We start from the raw sequence: 14,259 nt of genomic DNA, 5'->3' as shown, positions 1-14,259 counted from the left end.
ATCACGCTGACCGGCATCGCGGCGCGCAACGGCATCCTGAAGATCAGCCACTACCTGAACCTGTCGCTGCACGAGGGCGTGCCGTTCGGGCCCGATCTCGTGGTCCGCGGCAGCCTGGAGCGGCTGACCCCGGTGCTGATGACGGCGATCTCGGCGGGCGTCGCCTTGGTGCCGCTGCTCTACGACGCGGCGAGCCCCGGCAAGGAGATCCTGCATCCGGTGGCGGTGACGATCTTCGGCGGCCTCGTCAGCGCGACTCTGCTCGACACCTTCCTGACCCCGGTCCTGTTCCTGCGCTTCGGCCGCAGGCCGCTGGAGCGGCTGCGCGCCCTGCATGCCGAGATGCCGGCCCACCCATCCCCGGACGGCGCGCGCCCGCGCCCGGCCGAGGCCTACTGACCCGCACAACCCAAGAGACCCAAGATGATCCTACCAAGACTGGCCTTGATCGGGGCCCTCCTCACCGCGTCGGCCGTCTGCGCCCACGAGGCGGCCGGCCAGCACGGCGGGCGCGTGGCGGACGCGGGCGACTTCCACGTCGAGCTCGTGGCCAAGGGCGAGAACGTCGACGTCTACGTCTCGGACGCCAAGCAAAAGCCGGTCGCGGCAAGCGGCTTCAAGGGCACGGCCATCCTCATCGTCGGCGGCAAGCCGGCCCGCGTCGCCCTGGAGCCTGCCGATGGCAACCGCCTGACCGGCAAGGCGGCGACCGCGCTCGGCAACAACCCGAAGGGCGCCGTGCAGCTCACGGCCCCGGGCGGCGCCACCGCCAGCGGCAAGTTCAACTGATCCGGACAGAGAGAGGAAGACCCATGACCCAGCTCCGCACCCTCGCCGTCGTCGCCCTCCTGTCTGTCGGCCTCGCCGGACCCGCCGCCGCCCAGGGTATGCACGACCACGGCTCCATGTCCGGCAACGGCATGGGCTCGATGAAGCCGGACCCGAAGGACAACGCCTCGACCAAGGAGTTCAAGGCCGCCGACACGGCGATGATGAAGGACATGGACGTCCCCTACACCGGCGACCCGGACGTCGACTTCCGCACCCACATGATCCCTCACCACAAGGGCGCGGTCGCCATGGCCAAGGTCGCGCTGAAGTACGCCAAGGACCCCGCCACCAAGGCGATGGCCCAGAAGATCATCGACGACCAAACCACGGAGATCTCCGACATGGAGGCGTGGCTGAAGCGGCACGGCAAGTAGGTCTCGGGCCGGCCTCCCGAAATGCTGGGTGCTCAACGCTTGACGCGGGCCTTCTCGCGCGGCGCCGGGGGTTCCGACGTCGTTGGGGCGGGGGACGCGTGGCAGGTCGGGACGTCCGCTCCGGTCTCCAGGCTGGCGATGATCGGGCAGTCCGGTCGACCGTCGCCGTCGCAGGCATCGGCCAGGGTGCGCAGGGCGTCGGCCATCTCGTTGAGTTGGCGGGCGCGATCCTCCAGTTCCCGGACGTGCGCTCTGGCGATGGCCTTCACGTCGGCGTTGCTCCGGCCGGGGTCGCTCCAGAGCCCGAGCAGCACCCTGATGCGCTCCAGGGAAAAGCCGAGGTCCCGGGCGTGCCGGATGAAGCCGAGCCGGTGCAGGTCGGCGGCGCCGTAGTCCCGGTAGCCGCTGTCCCGCCGGTCGGCCGGGGGCACGAGGCCGATGCTCTCGTAGTGGCGGATCATCTTAGCCGAAACCCCGGAGGCCCGGGCGGCCTGGCCGATGTTCATGACGGAACCAACCCCGTGTTGACCTTACTATGATGGGAAGGTCCATAACCCTCCGCAACCCTTGACGACCGACCCCGCCCGCCGCCCCGCACCGAGGGCGCGAAAGGCGGGACCGGATCATCGACCCACCCGGAGCCTTCGATGCCAGCCACCGCCACCCGCAAGGCCGTCCTCTATAGGATGGTCACCCCCGAACACACCTGCCCCTACGGGCTGAAGGCCAAAGACCTCCTCGAACGCCAGGGCTTCGAGGTCGAGGACCACCTGCTGACGGACCGTGCGGAGACCGACCGCTTCAAGGCCGAGCATCAGGTCAAGTCGACGCCGCAGACCTTCATCAACGGCGAACGCGTCGGCGGCTTCGACGACCTGCAGCGCCATTTTGGCAAGGCCGCCAACGACCCGAACGTCACGACCTACACACCTGTCATCGCGGTGTTCTCGATGACGGCGTTGATGGCCCTGGCGGCGAGCCAGGCCGTCTACGGCACGCCCTTCACGATGCGCGCGGCGGAGTGGTTCATCGCCTTCAGCATGTGCGTGCTCGCCCTCCTGAAGCTGCAGGACGTCGAGAGCTTCTCGTCGATGTTCCTGGGCTACGACCTGCTCGGCCAGCGCTGGGTGCGCTACGCCTACGCCTACCCGTTCCTGGAGGGCATCGCCGGCGTCCTGATGGTGGCCGGCGCCCTGAACTGGATCTCGATCCCCGTCGCCCTGTTCATCGGCACTGTCGGCGCGGTCTCGGTGTTCAAAGCGGTCTACGTCGACAAGCGGGACATCAAGTGCGCCTGCGTCGGCGGGTCGAGCAAGGTGCCCCTCGGCTTCGTCTCGCTGACCGAGAACGTGCTGATGGTCGCCATGGCCGTCTGGATGCTGGCGGTGCACCATTGAGCGCCGCCTTCGCCGCCCCGGGCTGGCTCCATGCCCTCTCCGTCGCGTCCCTCCTGCTCGGGGCCGCCTGTTCGCTCCTACTGTCGGTGCAGGTGATCCGTCACCCGCAACACATGGCGGTGATGAACGTCGTCTGGCCGGTCTGCGCCCTGTTCGGCACGGTGGCCGTGGTCTGGGCCTATTTCCGCTACGGGCGCCTCGCCACGATGGAGGCGCACCACCACGCGATGGAACGTGGCGAGAAGCCCCCGAACATGACGCGGACGCCGTTCCCGGTGATGGTCGGGACTGGGGCGCTCCATTGTGGCAGCGGCTGCATGCTGGGGGACGTAGCCGCCGAGTTGCTGGCCTTCCTAGTGCCGGCGGTGGCGGTCTGGTTCGGCTGGCACTCCCTGTTCGAGGACAAGATGTTCGCGGTCTGGGTGCTGGACTTCGTCTTCGCCTACGCGCTCGGGATCGTGTTCCAGTATTACGCCATCGTGCCGATGCGGGGGCTCTCGCCCGGCGAGGGGCTCGTGGCGGCGATCAAGGCGGACACCGCCTCGCTGATCGCCTGGCAGGTCGGCATGTACGGCTTCATGGCGCTCGCCCAGTTCGTCCTGTTCCCGCACGTTGCGGGGCAGCGGGCCCCGGTGAACTCAGTTGAGTTCTGGGCCGCCATGCAGCTGGCCATGGTGGCGGGGTTCCTGACCAGTTACCCGGTGAACTGGTGGCTCGTCAGTGCCAGCATCAAGGAGCGGATGTAGGGCCCCCGCGCCGACGGGCTGCCGCCCATCGTGACGGCGGTCGCTTGGGTGTTTTGGTGCACTTAGAGTCCGTCCGAGAAGTCAGTTTGATCGGGCGAGGCGTCTGACGAGGATCATGACGGCTGCGGCGTAGAGGAAGGCTCTGGCGGAGGCGAGGGTCGCTTCCGGATCCTTCCAGAGGCGTCGGTTGCGGCTGATCCAGGCGAAGAACCGTTCAACGACCCACCGGCGTGGATGCACGGCAAAGCCGACCTGATCCGGCGGCTTGCGCACGATCTCGACGGCGATGATCGTCGCGCTCGCTGGCTTGTCGCCGGTATAGCCGGCGTCGGCGAAGGCCTTGGTAATGAACGGGAAGCTTCGGCGCGACAGGCGCAGCACCGGAACGGCTCCGTCCCGGTCCTGTACGTCGGCAGGCTGCGGATCGAGGACGAGTGCACGCCCGTCCGTGTCGACCAGCGCCTGGCGCTTGCGGCCTTTGACCTTCTTGCCGGCGTCGTAGCCGCGCGGCCCGCCGCTCTCCATCGTTTTGACGCTCTGGCTGTCGAGCACTGCGGCGGACGGCGAAGCTTCTCGTCCGACACGCTCGCGATCAGCCATGACGAGGTGGTGGTTGATCCGGCCGAACAGCCCTGTGTCGCGCCAGCGGCTGAAGTAGCCGAACGTGGTCGAACGCGGCGGCAGATCCTTGGGGATCATCCGCCACGCGATACCGCCGCGCAGAACGTAGAAGATCGCGTTTAGGATCTCCCGCGTCGTCCAGACCGGAGGCCGCCCGCGCGGCTCAGGCCTCGGCATCAGCGGCTTGATCACCGCCCACTCGGCATCGGTCAGATCAGTTTCATAGCGAAGGCCCGCGCGGCTATGCTGCCGCCGGGTGGTCGGGGTCCACATGGCAGGTCCAGGTCAGGCTTCAGCACCCGCCTGGAATCATCGCCATCCCGGCCACTCAACCCCGCCTCAGACCCTTATCGGACGGGCTCTTAGCTCGACTCGTATGAGGCGTTTCCGCAAGGGGGTCGGTGATCGACGTTTCGGACGGGCGGGGGAGCCGGGATGTCGTGCGAGCGCCGGGCTCGCGGATCCACTCGTATCCGGCGGAACAGAACGTTCCTGACCAAGATGCCTCATGCGAGGCGAACCGGCTGAAGGCGGCGGGACCCATCTTTGGCGACGGCAGCAAACCCCGTCGAGCTCCGGTCACACGCCTGCCCCCACTCGTCCGACATGCCGTGGACCGGCCCGGCGGACGAACCTTGATCCTCAGGCCGCCTTCAGGCGCGCGCCCTCCGGAACCAGACCGGTGGCGAGATAGCGCCACAGGGCGACCAGCAGTTTGCGCGCCAGCGCCACCGCGGTGATCTTGCGGATGCGACCGCGTCCGGTGCCGACCCGCTCGACGAACCAACGGGCGAGCCCGCTGCCCGGCTGATAGCGCAGCCACAGCCACGCCAGTTCGACCATCGACTTCCGCAGGAGTGGGTTCCCAGCCTTGGAGATGCCCTGGTCGCGCTGCCGGTCGCCGCTGGCGTACGGGCTCGGCGTGAGACCGGCATAGGCGGCCACCTGCTTGCGGTTGGCGAAGGGCCGATACAGCGCCTCGCGCACCAGCACCGTGGCCAGCTCGGTGCCGATGCCACCGAGCCGGGCCAGACGCGCCACCTTCTCGGCGTCGGCGTCCGTGACGGCCGGATCCGCCACGGCGGCATCGCGCTCGGCCTCGGCGGCCGCGACCTGTTCGAGCACGAGTTCCAGCCGCCGGAACTCGCGCTCGATCTCGCCGCGCAGGCGCTGAGGCAGGTCGCGCCCGTCGCCGGTGCGCACCTCCTTCAACCGCTCCCAACGGTCGCGTCGCAGCGGCTGGAACGTGTAGACGCCCTGGGTGGCGAGCAGGCCCTTGATCCGGTTGACGTGCTGCACCCGCTCCGCGATCAGGCGCTGACGCTCGCGATGAGTGCGCCGCGCATCCTCGCGCTCGACCGAGGGCACCTGCACCATGCGGCAGGCGGCGTGATCGCCGCGGCACCACGCCATCAGAGCCCGGAGCAGCATGGCCGCGTCGAGCCGGTCGGTCTTGGCCCGTCGCGCGCGGCGGTCGACCTGGAGGCTGCCGGGATCCATGACGAAGCAGGTGATCGCCTCGGCCGCGAGGCGGCGCTGCAGCCAGAAGCCGTCGTACCCGGCCTCGTAGCCGAGGATGATCGCGACCTCTCGGCCGGAGCTGCGCTGCTCGCGAGCCTGCAGGCGGCGCAGCAAGGCGAGCAGGCCCTCCACGTCGCCGCCGCTCACCCGGTGTGCGGAGGTCTTCCCGCTCGGGACGGCCTGGGCGGCCAGGAGCCATGCCGACTTGCTGAGTTCCAGCGTGACGAACATAGCAACCTCAGGCAGGTTTGTCTGGATCTGTTCACGATCAAGCATGGCCAACTCCGGTCCAAGGTCAGAGAACCGGAGAGTGATCCAATCTCCAGCTCCCTGCATGGTATCTTTGGCCATTTGCGGCGCATCGAGTGGGCGGAGGTGACGAAGCGGGCGTGACGGATAGGCTGTCGGCGTCCCCGCCAAGAGACACCGCCATGCTGCCCCTGCCCACCCGCTTCGCCGGGATCATCCTGGCGTTCGCACCGCTGTTCGTCCACCGCTCGTGGCGACACGCCCAGAACCTGCTGGTCGGCGCGATCCTCACGCCGGGGCAGCGCACGGTGACAAGCGTCCTGCGCATCATGGGCCGCGCGCAGGAGCGGCGGTTTGTGAACGTCCACCGCATCCTCAACCGCGCTGCGTGGAGCCCGCGCATCGGCAGCCGCATCCTGCTCTGTCTCCTCGTCGACACGTTCGCGCAACGCGGCCCCGTGGTCCTGGGACTGGACGACACGATCGAGCGCCGCCGCGGCAAGCGGATCGCGGCCAAGGGTATCTACCGTGATCCGGTTCGCTCCTCCGACAGCCACTTCGTCAAGGCGAGCGGGCTGCGCTGGATGAGCCTGATGGTGCTCGCCCCGATCCCCTGGGCGGGGCGCGTCTGGGCGCTGCCGTTTCTGACCGCGCTGGTGCCGTCCGAGCGCGCCTGTCGCGAACGCGGCCGTCGGCACAAGCCGTTGCTCGACGTCGGGCGTCAACTCGCCCTCCAGGCGCGGCGCTGGCTGCCGAGGCGCGACCTCGTGGTGGTGGGCGACAGCGGCTTCTCGGCCTTGCTGTTCCTCGACGCGATGCGCCGCGCCCGCATCACGGCGATCACCCGCCTTCGGCTGGATGCTGCTCTCTACGAGCCGGCCCCGCCACGGCCACCGGGCACGATCGGACGCCCGCGGACCAAGGGCGCTCGACTGCCGACGCTCGCCGCGATCCTCGCGGCCAAGGACACGCGCTGGCACGCGGTCGTGGTGCCCGGCTGGTACGGGGCGGGCGAGCGCACCCTTGAGATCGCCTCCGGGACCGCCGTGTGGCGGCACGGTGGCTTGCCCGTCGTACCGATCCGATGGGTGCTGGTGCGCGATCCCGAGAGCCGCTTTGCACCGCAGGCCCTGCTCTGCACCGAACCGATGCGCGAGCCCGCGCAGATCGTAGGGTGGTTCGTGCGGCGCTGGACCATCGAGGTCACCTTCCAGGAAGCGCGCGCCCATCTTGGGGTCGAGACGCAGCGGCAGTGGTCCGACACGGCGATCGCCCGCACCACGCCCTGCCTGCTCGCCCTGTTCTCGATCGTCACACTGCTGGCCGCACGCCTCTCGGCTCGCCAACGGCGACGCGTCGCGGCCGCCGCGTGGTACCCTAAACCGCGCCCGACCTTCGCCGATGCACTGGCCGCCGTGCGCTGTGCGATCTGGCGCGAGCGGACTTTGGCAACATCACCGCGCCGACGCGCCCGAACAAAACCCCGCTTCCGTTTGCCAGCGCCCTGGGCCTATGCGCTCTGCCACGCCGCATGAATGGCCAAAGTCGAGCTTAGGCGGCCGCCATCGCCTCTGCCCAGGGCGTTTGCCCAGCCTATTTGCGGGATAGCAACAAACCGAGAAGGACGGGGCACCATACTACGGCGATAGCGATCCAATATTCGACTTGTGATGTTTCGGAGCATCCAGATTTATTGGTGGCAATGCCGCAGCTCGGACACCTTTCGGTATCGGCCCGGATCGCTCACCCGCACGATGTGCATTGCGATAGGAGCATAGGCGCCTACCTCGAATATAGAATCAATGGCTGGGTATGATTGCGGATACCGTTTGAATTCTGCGTATAAAGCTTTTTCCCGCTACCCTGGAACGGTTCCATAAAGCATCCTGGCCAGCCGATGAAGTACGTATTCCGACTTAGGCCAGGCCCCACGGCCTGAACGTTCGGCGGTCGAGGCTCTGTGAGCGCTTATCCGGAACGCCCTGGGGGCCGACGGTGGTGCGGGTCGTCAATGACGTGGGCATGACTGCGGCTGGTCTCGACGCCCGGTGCGGGTGGGACTGATTGAACTCGGTTTGGGCTTGGTCCACGGCCTCGGGATCGTCGGATGACCGCCGAGACCATCGCCGTGATCGCGTGGGCGCGGAAGACCTGCATCGAGACGTCGTTGAGCTCCGAGGGCGAGAGCCGGGCGGTCCGCGCCTCGGCGGCGCCGTGCCGACCGGCGGAGAGGATCCACTGCGCCAACGCGTTGCCACGCAGCTTCGGCCGGCTCTCCAGCCATGCCATCAGGTCGGCGAAGGAGACCAGTTCCTTCTTCACCGCGTCCTCTGCGTCGACGATGAGGTACGCGATGTCGTCGCACGCCTCCATGATGTGGGTCAGGGGATGCCGGATAACGCCTGAGAGGCCCGCGGCCTCTCGGAAGTGGGCGACCAGATCGGCTTCCGAGGCGAAGTACCCGACCTTGCGCGCGGGCGCGGCGCCGCTCCGCTTCTTCGGGACGACGGCGTTGGATGGGACGGTGTACTTCATCAGCGCCGCCAGGGTGCCGAACCTGAGGTTCAGGCCGCGGTTATCCTTCACGACCTGAAGCCGGGTCAGCGTGCGGACCGTCTGGGCATTGCCTTCGAACTGGCGGAAATCCTCGCGATGCTGTGCCGTCAATCTCTCCAGATCCCGGAGGATGCGCTTGCGCCCCTCCTCGCCGATGCGATGGGTCTCGGCTTCGCCGACGCTGAAGATAAGCGGATCGTTGTGCACGACCCAGTCTCGGATCGCCTCCTCGCCCTGATGGCCGAACAGCGGGTTGCCCATGTCGTGGGCGAGCCCGATCGCGCCGAGTATGGCGGGGATCGCGCGGGCTGCCTCCGCCCGCTTGCCATCGCCCGAGCCGGCGCAGGTCTCGTCGAGGATCTTGGCGCCCAAGGCGCTATTGACGATGTGCGTGCCGATCGAGCGCGCGAGGTTGGCGACCTCGTGGCTGTGGGTAAGCCGGTTGCGGACGCTTTCGTTGGGTTCGAGCGGGAACACCTGCGTCTTGTCGCCGAGGCGGCGCGTCGGCGTCGCGAACAGGATGCGGTCGAAGTCGCGCTCGGTCTCGGTGCGGCTGTTGACGAGCCAGGATTGCGCCTCGGGCTTCGGAACCTCGAAGTTCGCCTCGGCCTCCGGCTTCGGCAATCGGTTGGCGCTCAGAAGCCTGCCCCAATCCAGTCTCTGCGCCTGTGCCATGCCTGCTCCCGTGACGCGCGGCGGTCGCCGCACCCGCTGCCCGGCGCCCGTAGCGCTCCGGATGCCGGATGCTGCTCGGTTGCGGAGGCTCGTTGTCCCTCCGGCGCGGCGATCCACGCCTCGGCTTAAACGCCGTTGACCCGATCGAGGTCCCCACCGAACGTTGCCGGCGACCGCGTAGGGATCGGCGATGGATCCCGGAGCAGCGGGGGAATGACGGCAGGTCCCGGAATGGGCGTATGACGAGGAAGGTGGGCACAACGGTCCATCGCCGGCTCCGTCACGTAGCATGACCCTAAGAAGTCCTTGCCACCGGCGGCGGCGAGAACTGCCGAGAGCTGGGAGGAATCGGCCGACAGCGGCGCGAACACGGTCTCGGGCGGGTGCTCCCGGTCGAGGCGTGTTGGTTCCGGGAAGGGCGTACCGTCGCCGTAGGAGTGCTTGGGCGTGTCGATGAGGTGGCGCACGACGGGGTTGCGCTTGAGCACCTCCGCCCGGTCCACCAAGTCCTTCCATCGTCATGGTGGCGTCGGGCATAGAGGTCCGCGCTGCGCTCGTCGGATCCGGTCAGCACGTCCGAGAGCGGCTTCAGGCGATACTCGGTCCCTGCTGCGAGGCCGTCTTCCAGCGCCCCAAGGCAGGCGGCGTAGAGCAGCGAGAGATCGAGGCAGGTGCCGACCTTCCGCTCCAGCACGTCGCTCGGCCCGCGGACTTTCTGGCCGGCCCGCTCGAAGCTCGCTGGCGGCAGGACGTAGGCGATCCGCCGGTCCGCGATCGCCGCCCAGATTGCCTCGGCTAACTCCCAAGCGCGGGACTTCTTGGCGGTCGTGTAGCCGTTCAGACCTGTCTCACGCCCGGCTTCACCGAGCTTGGTCGCGGCATCGCGTAGGACGACATCGACGGCCGGGTCGTTCGGGCGGACAAACGCAGCGAGAAGTTCGGGCGCGCTTCGGCCGCCACCCCAGTGCGAGGGCGGCAGGACCCGAAGCTCTTCGAGATGCCGAGCTCTCTCGCCGGCGGCATCCTCGACGATGACCGTCAGTTCGAGACGGCTCGCCTCGGTGAAGCCGGCGAGCAAAGCCGCATCGAGCCGAACGTCGGGCAATTCGATGTGGTGGTTCGATCCCGCTGGGATGCGATCGATGCGCAGCGTGAGCGGCTGCACGACAGCCGGCCGGCCTTCGATCCGCACGCGGACATCGGAAAGCTCCTGCTCGGACGTGTTCGCGACCACCACCTCGCGGATCACCGGAACCGCATTCTCGTGATACGCGAGACTGACGTGCTCCGTGACCGAGCACGTGATTTGGATACCGTCTTGCACGGCTTTCCCCCTATCCTGAGCTGGACTGTATGGGGACAGCCTCAAGTAGCGCAAGGCCGGCGATACGCGGGCGACCCAGCCTAAATCGAGTACCTCAGGATTCCCGAGCAGCGAATGCCGTGGCGACTTGGTCTGCTCGCCGCGTTCGTCAGCCCGGTCCTCATCGGCCTTCTCATGCATGTCCGATCTGCGCGGAATTCTGAAGCTGGTCGGGGCCTCGGGCAACATCCACAGGAGGCGGTGGGCGAGGCCGTCGTCGGATTTCGTGTGGAAGTCGCGCAGCGGATCCGGTTGGACGCTGCCGATGACGCCGATGGACAGGTGCGGGATGCGCAAGCTCCGCCCGTCGCGCGTCTGCCCCTGGACAGAGTCTTAAATTTGGAATCGTTGTGGCTACTCGCTTCTTTCGGGCCCGCTGCATTGATCTATAAAGTTACCATTTCCTAACCTCCTACCTCTCGAGACTCTTTGGAGGGTAGGATCTCTTGGTGATTGATGCAGGGCGAGTCTCGGCATCGTGAATTGTTCGGCCTCGGTATTTCGTTCGATAGGCCTGCTGAAAATCGCGATCCCCGCAGATGCATCGCCCGGTCGCATCACGGGCACGGGGGTCGTTGAGGTAGGTGCCGAGCGGCCGCAACAAATCGATGCGCGTTGCGGTCGTGGCGTTGTTGAGCTCGCCTCGGGCGTGCTTGACGAGGTCGGCGACGAGCAAGATGCCGGCGAGCGCGGATTGGAAAGCCATAGGGACGGTGGTCCCAACTGGCCGCGTACCGTTGGTCAGCCGAAACACGACACCGCCGCACATGGTGTTCTGATAGAAGCTCCGCAGCGGCTGACCGGCGAAGGGACGTAGCGCATCGATGGGCACGCCGAGTGCGGTGGCGATCCGTTCGATGAATGCGATAGGGACCGGCTCAGAGGTCTGTAACATGCGCCGCACGTCGGGCTGAGCCTCTGGCAGCCCAAGCTCATCGGCGATGCGGTCGTCCTCGTCCATGACCTCCCCGGTCGGCAGGTAGAGGCAGGCGAGACAAGCCCGACCATCGGCGAAGCCGTGGCGGGACACGCCGAGGTCGCCTTCCTGCGTCCAGGCGTTAACGATCCATTGGGGAAGAGCCCCCTGAACGGCGACGCGATCCCGCGCCGTATCGAGGGCGACGGCGACGCGCTCAAGCCGCCAATCATCCCGGGCGGCGAGGTATGCCCCCCACGTCGCACGATGGGGCACGACGCGCAGGCTTGTGCCGGCGAGCAGCGTTGCGGCGACTTCGACCTTCGCAGTATCGACGTTGGACTGCACCATCATCGCGTAGCGCTGCAGGTTCGACAGGTCGACGGTCTCGTGATCGACGAGGTGCAGCGTGCCACACAACGCCTGCAGCCTCGCAAGCGCCCAGACGGCACCGTTGCCGATGGCCCCGAGGCCGACGAGGTGCGTCTCTCCGAGATCGACCGGGCCGACTTCGCCGCCTTTCGCGCTCATTGCGGTCGAGCGGTAACTCCGCAGGTCCAGGGCAATGTCACCGTCGAGGCCGCCGGCGGGGATCTGATCGGCGAACACGGCGCGGAAGACGTTGGCGACGGCGATGCAAGCCGCAGCACCTGCCCCGAACGGGTTGGCGCTCGTCCCGCACCCGACCGGCCCCGTAGACGAAAAACGGGCGATCCAGCCGTCAGAACCGGCAAACATTTTTGTGCCCGCGATTTCTGGGACAGTCTGGCCGACGCAGACGGTGATGGTCGCCCGCCCGGCATCCTCCTGTAGGTCGATAGCCGGATTGATGGCACGGGCGACGCCGAAGAGCTCGGCGGCCCGTTCGCGGGCTTGATCGTCCGCGGCGTGGATCGCGAGGGTTGGGTAAAGGCGGGCGAGCAGGCGGACCGTGAGATCAAGAAGAGCTGCGCCCTCCAGCGAGCGGGCGGCGGCCCCGTCGAAGGCGATTCCGACGACCTGCGCTTGGAGCCGATGAGAGAAGGCGGCTACGCCGAAGCCGGCCAGGACCTGCGACGCAGCCGTGGCGGCACGGTCGAAGAAGTTTGCGAGGGCCATGCTCAGTCCGTAATCGTGATGAGTTGCGTCAGCGCGTTTCCGGGCACCCGTGCCCATCGCGCGCGGGCATCGAGGCGATAAGCGGCGGCTTCTGCGAGTGCGAACGGGCGGGCCGCATAGTCGGGTACGACGAGCGACAGGCTCCCGACCGCCGTGGCGATCGCGAATGCATCATCGGTGTCCGAATGGTAGGCCCGGCCCGGGTGGCTGTGGATCTGCCCGAGCAGCGTGAGCTTCTCGCGGTGTAGCCGGACGTTGATGCTGTGAAGCTCGTCCGCCTCGATGCACACGCAGACGCCGTCGTCGGTGCGGACGTGGCGTTGGACAGGGATCCAAGTCTGCTCGACCTGGAACCGCTCGCCAAACTGGCGACCGACCCAGAGCGCCAGCCCCTCATGGCCCGCACGACCGACACGGCGCATGTGCTCCTGCGCGATGTCGACGCACGTCCGGGGGAGCGCGACAGCTCTCACGGCCGCCAGACCGCTCACTCCGGGACTCGCTGGAGATCGAGGCCCACGTTGATCGTCGGCGTTTGCGCGACCAACTGATAGTTCTCGATCGGATTGATCCCGTGGGTCCAGATCGTGTCGAGGATGAAGGCCAAGGAGCCTTCGCCAGAACGACGGTGGAGAAGCCATGCGTCACCTGTGTGCGCGGGGTTGTCGTGGTATTCCCGGACGCGGGGCAGGCACAGGAATGGTGGGTCTTCAGGCCCGTTGGTTTGAAGCAGATTGCTCATCTGAAGCGCGCCTTGCTGCATCAGCTGCAGGTACATCTCCATCGGCATGCCGGGCGGCACCGGCGGCCTACGCAGCATCGGGAGGGGCATGTCCTTCGCCTTAACCGGCTCTCGGGTGAACGGATCGACGAAGCGGACCGAGAGCGGCTGGACGTCGTAGTCGGTGAAATCGACAACGACGCAGGCGAGGATCGGTGACGGGCGCAGCTTGGGGACCGCGAACATCACGCAGACCTGCGGGAAGGTGGCGTCGAGGAGGATTTGGCCGCGCTTGCGGTAGGTCTCCTCCAGGGCGCGGTAATCAGCGAGTTCCCGCGCGAACTTCGCGCGGGAGACCTCAGGATCGACCGTCTGCGGCTCAGGCACCGGCGACCCCCGCCTTGAGGCTGAGCCACACCAAGTCACCGTCGTGCAGGCCGACGCCGGCGACGGTCTGCGACAAATCGAGGAGGTTGCCGCCCTCATCCTTGAACTCCCAGTCGTCGTCCGGCCGGCCGACGTTCCCGGACTTCTGCAGCGCCTCGGTGCGAACCTGCGTCAGCAGCGTCTCCGCGTGCACCTTGAGCTCGGTCTCGGTGCCGTTGACCACGACCCGCAGGGTGATGCCATGCTCGGCGGGAGCCTTGCGCGGCACCGTCTGAAAATGCTCGACGCCCTTCCGCGCGAGGTCGAACAAGTCGTGATCGGCGACCAGAATGTCGTCCTCGCCCGGAAGGACCAAGAACACGTCGAACCGCGCCGGATCGATCCCGGCGAGCGTCTTGAGGACGACGCCGGTGATCCGACGGACCGGCCACTGCTGATCCTGCCCGTCGATGAAGATCCGGTAGATGGTCTCGCTCGGGCAGACGAGGAACCGCTCGACGCCGTGGTGGCGCAGATCGAAGGTCTCGTCGAGGTGCAGGATCTTGAGAACGCTGTCGGGCGGCACCGCCACAGCGACGTAGTCGTCGATCGGGTGCTTGCCGGCGGTCTTGATGATCTGCCGCCCCGTCGGCATCGGATCGGGCAGGGTGTAGTCCTGGAACGCGAGGTTCTCGTCGCCGATCTGGATCTTCTCGCCGTCCGTCTCGTGTTCGTGCATCGCCAAGCCTCGCATCGCGGGCGGCACGATCGAGCCGCCCTTCTGCAACCTTCAGCGAAGCGGCACGCGGCGATTCGGTAGCCCGG

The 14,259-nt window shown here is 67.4% G+C and carries 15 protein-coding genes; 6 read left to right on the top strand and 9 right to left on the bottom strand.

Going from position 1 to position 14,259, the window contains the following annotated elements; genetic code table 11:
• The 3 genes from ACQKQD_RS31185 to copM all read left to right on the top strand — a co-directional run.
• Positions 1-399: efflux RND transporter permease subunit (locus ACQKQD_RS31185; protein ID WP_427510566.1), on the top strand; the 399-nt coding region annotated here is incomplete at its 5' end.
• Between the two features lie 24 nt (positions 400-423).
• Positions 424-789 carry a hypothetical protein gene (locus ACQKQD_RS31180; protein WP_427510565.1) on the top strand — a complete coding sequence of 122 codons (366 nt, stop codon included), beginning with the start codon at positions 424-426 and terminating at the stop codon, positions 787-789.
• Positions 790-812: 23 nt separating this feature from the next.
• The gene (copM, locus tag ACQKQD_RS31175; RefSeq protein ID WP_427510564.1) at positions 813-1,205 is read left to right on the top strand and encodes a CopM family metallochaperone; all 393 of its coding nucleotides are present in this window, start codon (positions 813-815) and stop codon (positions 1,203-1,205) included.
• A gap of 32 nt (positions 1,206-1,237) precedes the next feature.
• Here the strand turns inward: copM and cueR are convergent, their stop codons facing one another.
• Positions 1,238-1,711, bottom strand: a complete 474-nt coding sequence (cueR, locus tag ACQKQD_RS31170) for a Cu(I)-responsive transcriptional regulator (protein WP_427510563.1) — start codon at positions 1,709-1,711, stop codon at positions 1,238-1,240.
• A gap of 141 nt (positions 1,712-1,852) precedes the next feature.
• Here cueR and ACQKQD_RS31165 point away from each other — a divergent pair, with 141 nt between their 5' ends.
• Entirely contained in the window at positions 1,853-2,602 is a 750-nt protein-coding gene (locus tag ACQKQD_RS31165; protein ID WP_427510562.1) for a MauE/DoxX family redox-associated membrane protein, read from the top strand.
• Entirely contained in the window at positions 2,599-3,348 is a 750-nt protein-coding gene (locus ACQKQD_RS31160; protein WP_427510561.1) for a DUF4396 domain-containing protein, read from the top strand. The genes ACQKQD_RS31165 and ACQKQD_RS31160 overlap by 4 nt, the downstream gene beginning before the upstream one ends.
• Before the next feature lie 81 nt (positions 3,349-3,429).
• On the opposite strand, the gene ACQKQD_RS31155 is transcribed toward ACQKQD_RS31160, so the two are convergent.
• The gene (locus ACQKQD_RS31155; RefSeq protein WP_427510560.1) at positions 3,430-4,242 is read right to left on the bottom strand and encodes an IS5 family transposase; all 813 of its coding nucleotides are present in this window, start codon (positions 4,240-4,242) and stop codon (positions 3,430-3,432) included.
• 369 nt (positions 4,243-4,611) lie between these two features.
• Complete coding sequence (locus ACQKQD_RS31150; protein WP_427510559.1) at positions 4,612-5,766, bottom strand: IS110 family transposase; 1,155 nt, start codon at positions 5,764-5,766, stop codon at positions 4,612-4,614.
• A gap of 155 nt (positions 5,767-5,921) precedes the next feature.
• On the opposite strand from ACQKQD_RS31150, the gene ACQKQD_RS31145 reads away from it, so the two are divergent.
• A complete protein-coding gene (locus tag ACQKQD_RS31145) occupies positions 5,922-7,274 on the top strand; it encodes an IS701 family transposase (protein ID WP_427510558.1) in 1,353 nt (450 codons plus the stop codon).
• 433 nt (positions 7,275-7,707) lie between these two features.
• On the opposite strand, the gene dgt is transcribed toward ACQKQD_RS31145, so the two are convergent.
• The 6 genes from dgt to ACQKQD_RS31115 all read right to left on the bottom strand — a co-directional run bounded on the left by dgt (position 7,708) and on the right by ACQKQD_RS31115 (position 14,173).
• Positions 7,708-8,970, bottom strand: a complete 1,263-nt coding sequence (dgt, locus tag ACQKQD_RS31140) for a dGTP triphosphohydrolase (RefSeq protein ID WP_427510557.1) — start codon at positions 8,968-8,970, stop codon at positions 7,708-7,710.
• Between the two features lie 295 nt (positions 8,971-9,265).
• A complete protein-coding gene (locus ACQKQD_RS31135) occupies positions 9,266-10,630 on the bottom strand; it encodes a hypothetical protein (RefSeq protein ID WP_427510556.1) in 1,365 nt (454 codons plus the stop codon).
• 115 nt (positions 10,631-10,745) lie between these two features.
• Positions 10,746-12,347, bottom strand: coding sequence for an E2 ligase fold family C protein (locus ACQKQD_RS31130; protein ID WP_427510555.1), 1,602 nt, complete (start codon positions 12,345-12,347; stop codon positions 10,746-10,748).
• 2 nt (positions 12,348-12,349) lie between these two features.
• A complete protein-coding gene (locus ACQKQD_RS31125) occupies positions 12,350-12,838 on the bottom strand; it encodes a Mov34/MPN/PAD-1 family protein (protein ID WP_427510554.1) in 489 nt (162 codons plus the stop codon).
• Positions 12,835-13,455: a putative metal-binding protein gene (locus ACQKQD_RS31120; RefSeq protein WP_427510553.1), complete on the bottom strand. Its 621-nt coding sequence runs from the start codon at positions 13,453-13,455 to the stop codon at positions 12,835-12,837. Before ACQKQD_RS31120 ends, ACQKQD_RS31125 begins: the two co-directional genes overlap by 4 nt.
• Positions 13,448-14,173, bottom strand: coding sequence for a multiubiquitin domain-containing protein (locus ACQKQD_RS31115; protein ID WP_427510552.1), 726 nt, complete (start codon positions 14,171-14,173; stop codon positions 13,448-13,450). Before ACQKQD_RS31115 ends, ACQKQD_RS31120 begins: the two co-directional genes overlap by 8 nt.
• Positions 14,174-14,259: the final 86 nt, after the last annotated feature.

The sequence above is a fragment of the Methylobacterium sp. NPDC080182 genome, from assembly GCF_050281105.1.
GTDB lineage: Bacteria > Pseudomonadota > Alphaproteobacteria > Rhizobiales > Beijerinckiaceae > Methylobacterium.
The sequence above is the reverse complement of the archived record's forward strand: the minus strand, read 5'-3'. Positions and strand labels throughout refer to the sequence as shown.

Bases quoted from the DNA above. Each gene is read 5' to 3' on its own strand.
- ACQKQD_RS31145 (WP_427510558.1), top strand. From the start codon at position 5,922: ATGCTGCCCCTGCCCACCCGCTTCGCCGGGATCATCCTGGCGTTCGCA.
- ACQKQD_RS31165 (WP_427510562.1), top strand. From the start codon at position 1,853: ATGCCAGCCACCGCCACCCGCAAGGCCGTCCTCTATAGGATGGTCACC.
- ACQKQD_RS31150 (WP_427510559.1), bottom strand. From the start codon at position 5,766: ATGCTTGATCGTGAACAGATCCAGACAAACCTGCCTGAGGTTGCTATG.
- ACQKQD_RS31130 (WP_427510555.1), bottom strand. From the start codon at position 12,347: ATGGCCCTCGCAAACTTCTTCGACCGTGCCGCCACGGCTGCGTCGCAG.
- cueR (WP_427510563.1), bottom strand. From the start codon at position 1,711: ATGAACATCGGCCAGGCCGCCCGGGCCTCCGGGGTTTCGGCTAAGATG.
- copM (WP_427510564.1), top strand. From the start codon at position 813: ATGACCCAGCTCCGCACCCTCGCCGTCGTCGCCCTCCTGTCTGTCGGC.
- ACQKQD_RS31180 (WP_427510565.1), top strand. From the start codon at position 424: ATGATCCTACCAAGACTGGCCTTGATCGGGGCCCTCCTCACCGCGTCG.
- dgt (WP_427510557.1), bottom strand. From the start codon at position 8,970: ATGGCACAGGCGCAGAGACTGGATTGGGGCAGGCTTCTGAGCGCCAAC.
- ACQKQD_RS31115 (WP_427510552.1), bottom strand. From the start codon at position 14,173: ATGCACGAACACGAGACGGACGGCGAGAAGATCCAGATCGGCGACGAG.
- ACQKQD_RS31155 (WP_427510560.1), bottom strand. From the start codon at position 4,242: ATGTGGACCCCGACCACCCGGCGGCAGCATAGCCGCGCGGGCCTTCGC.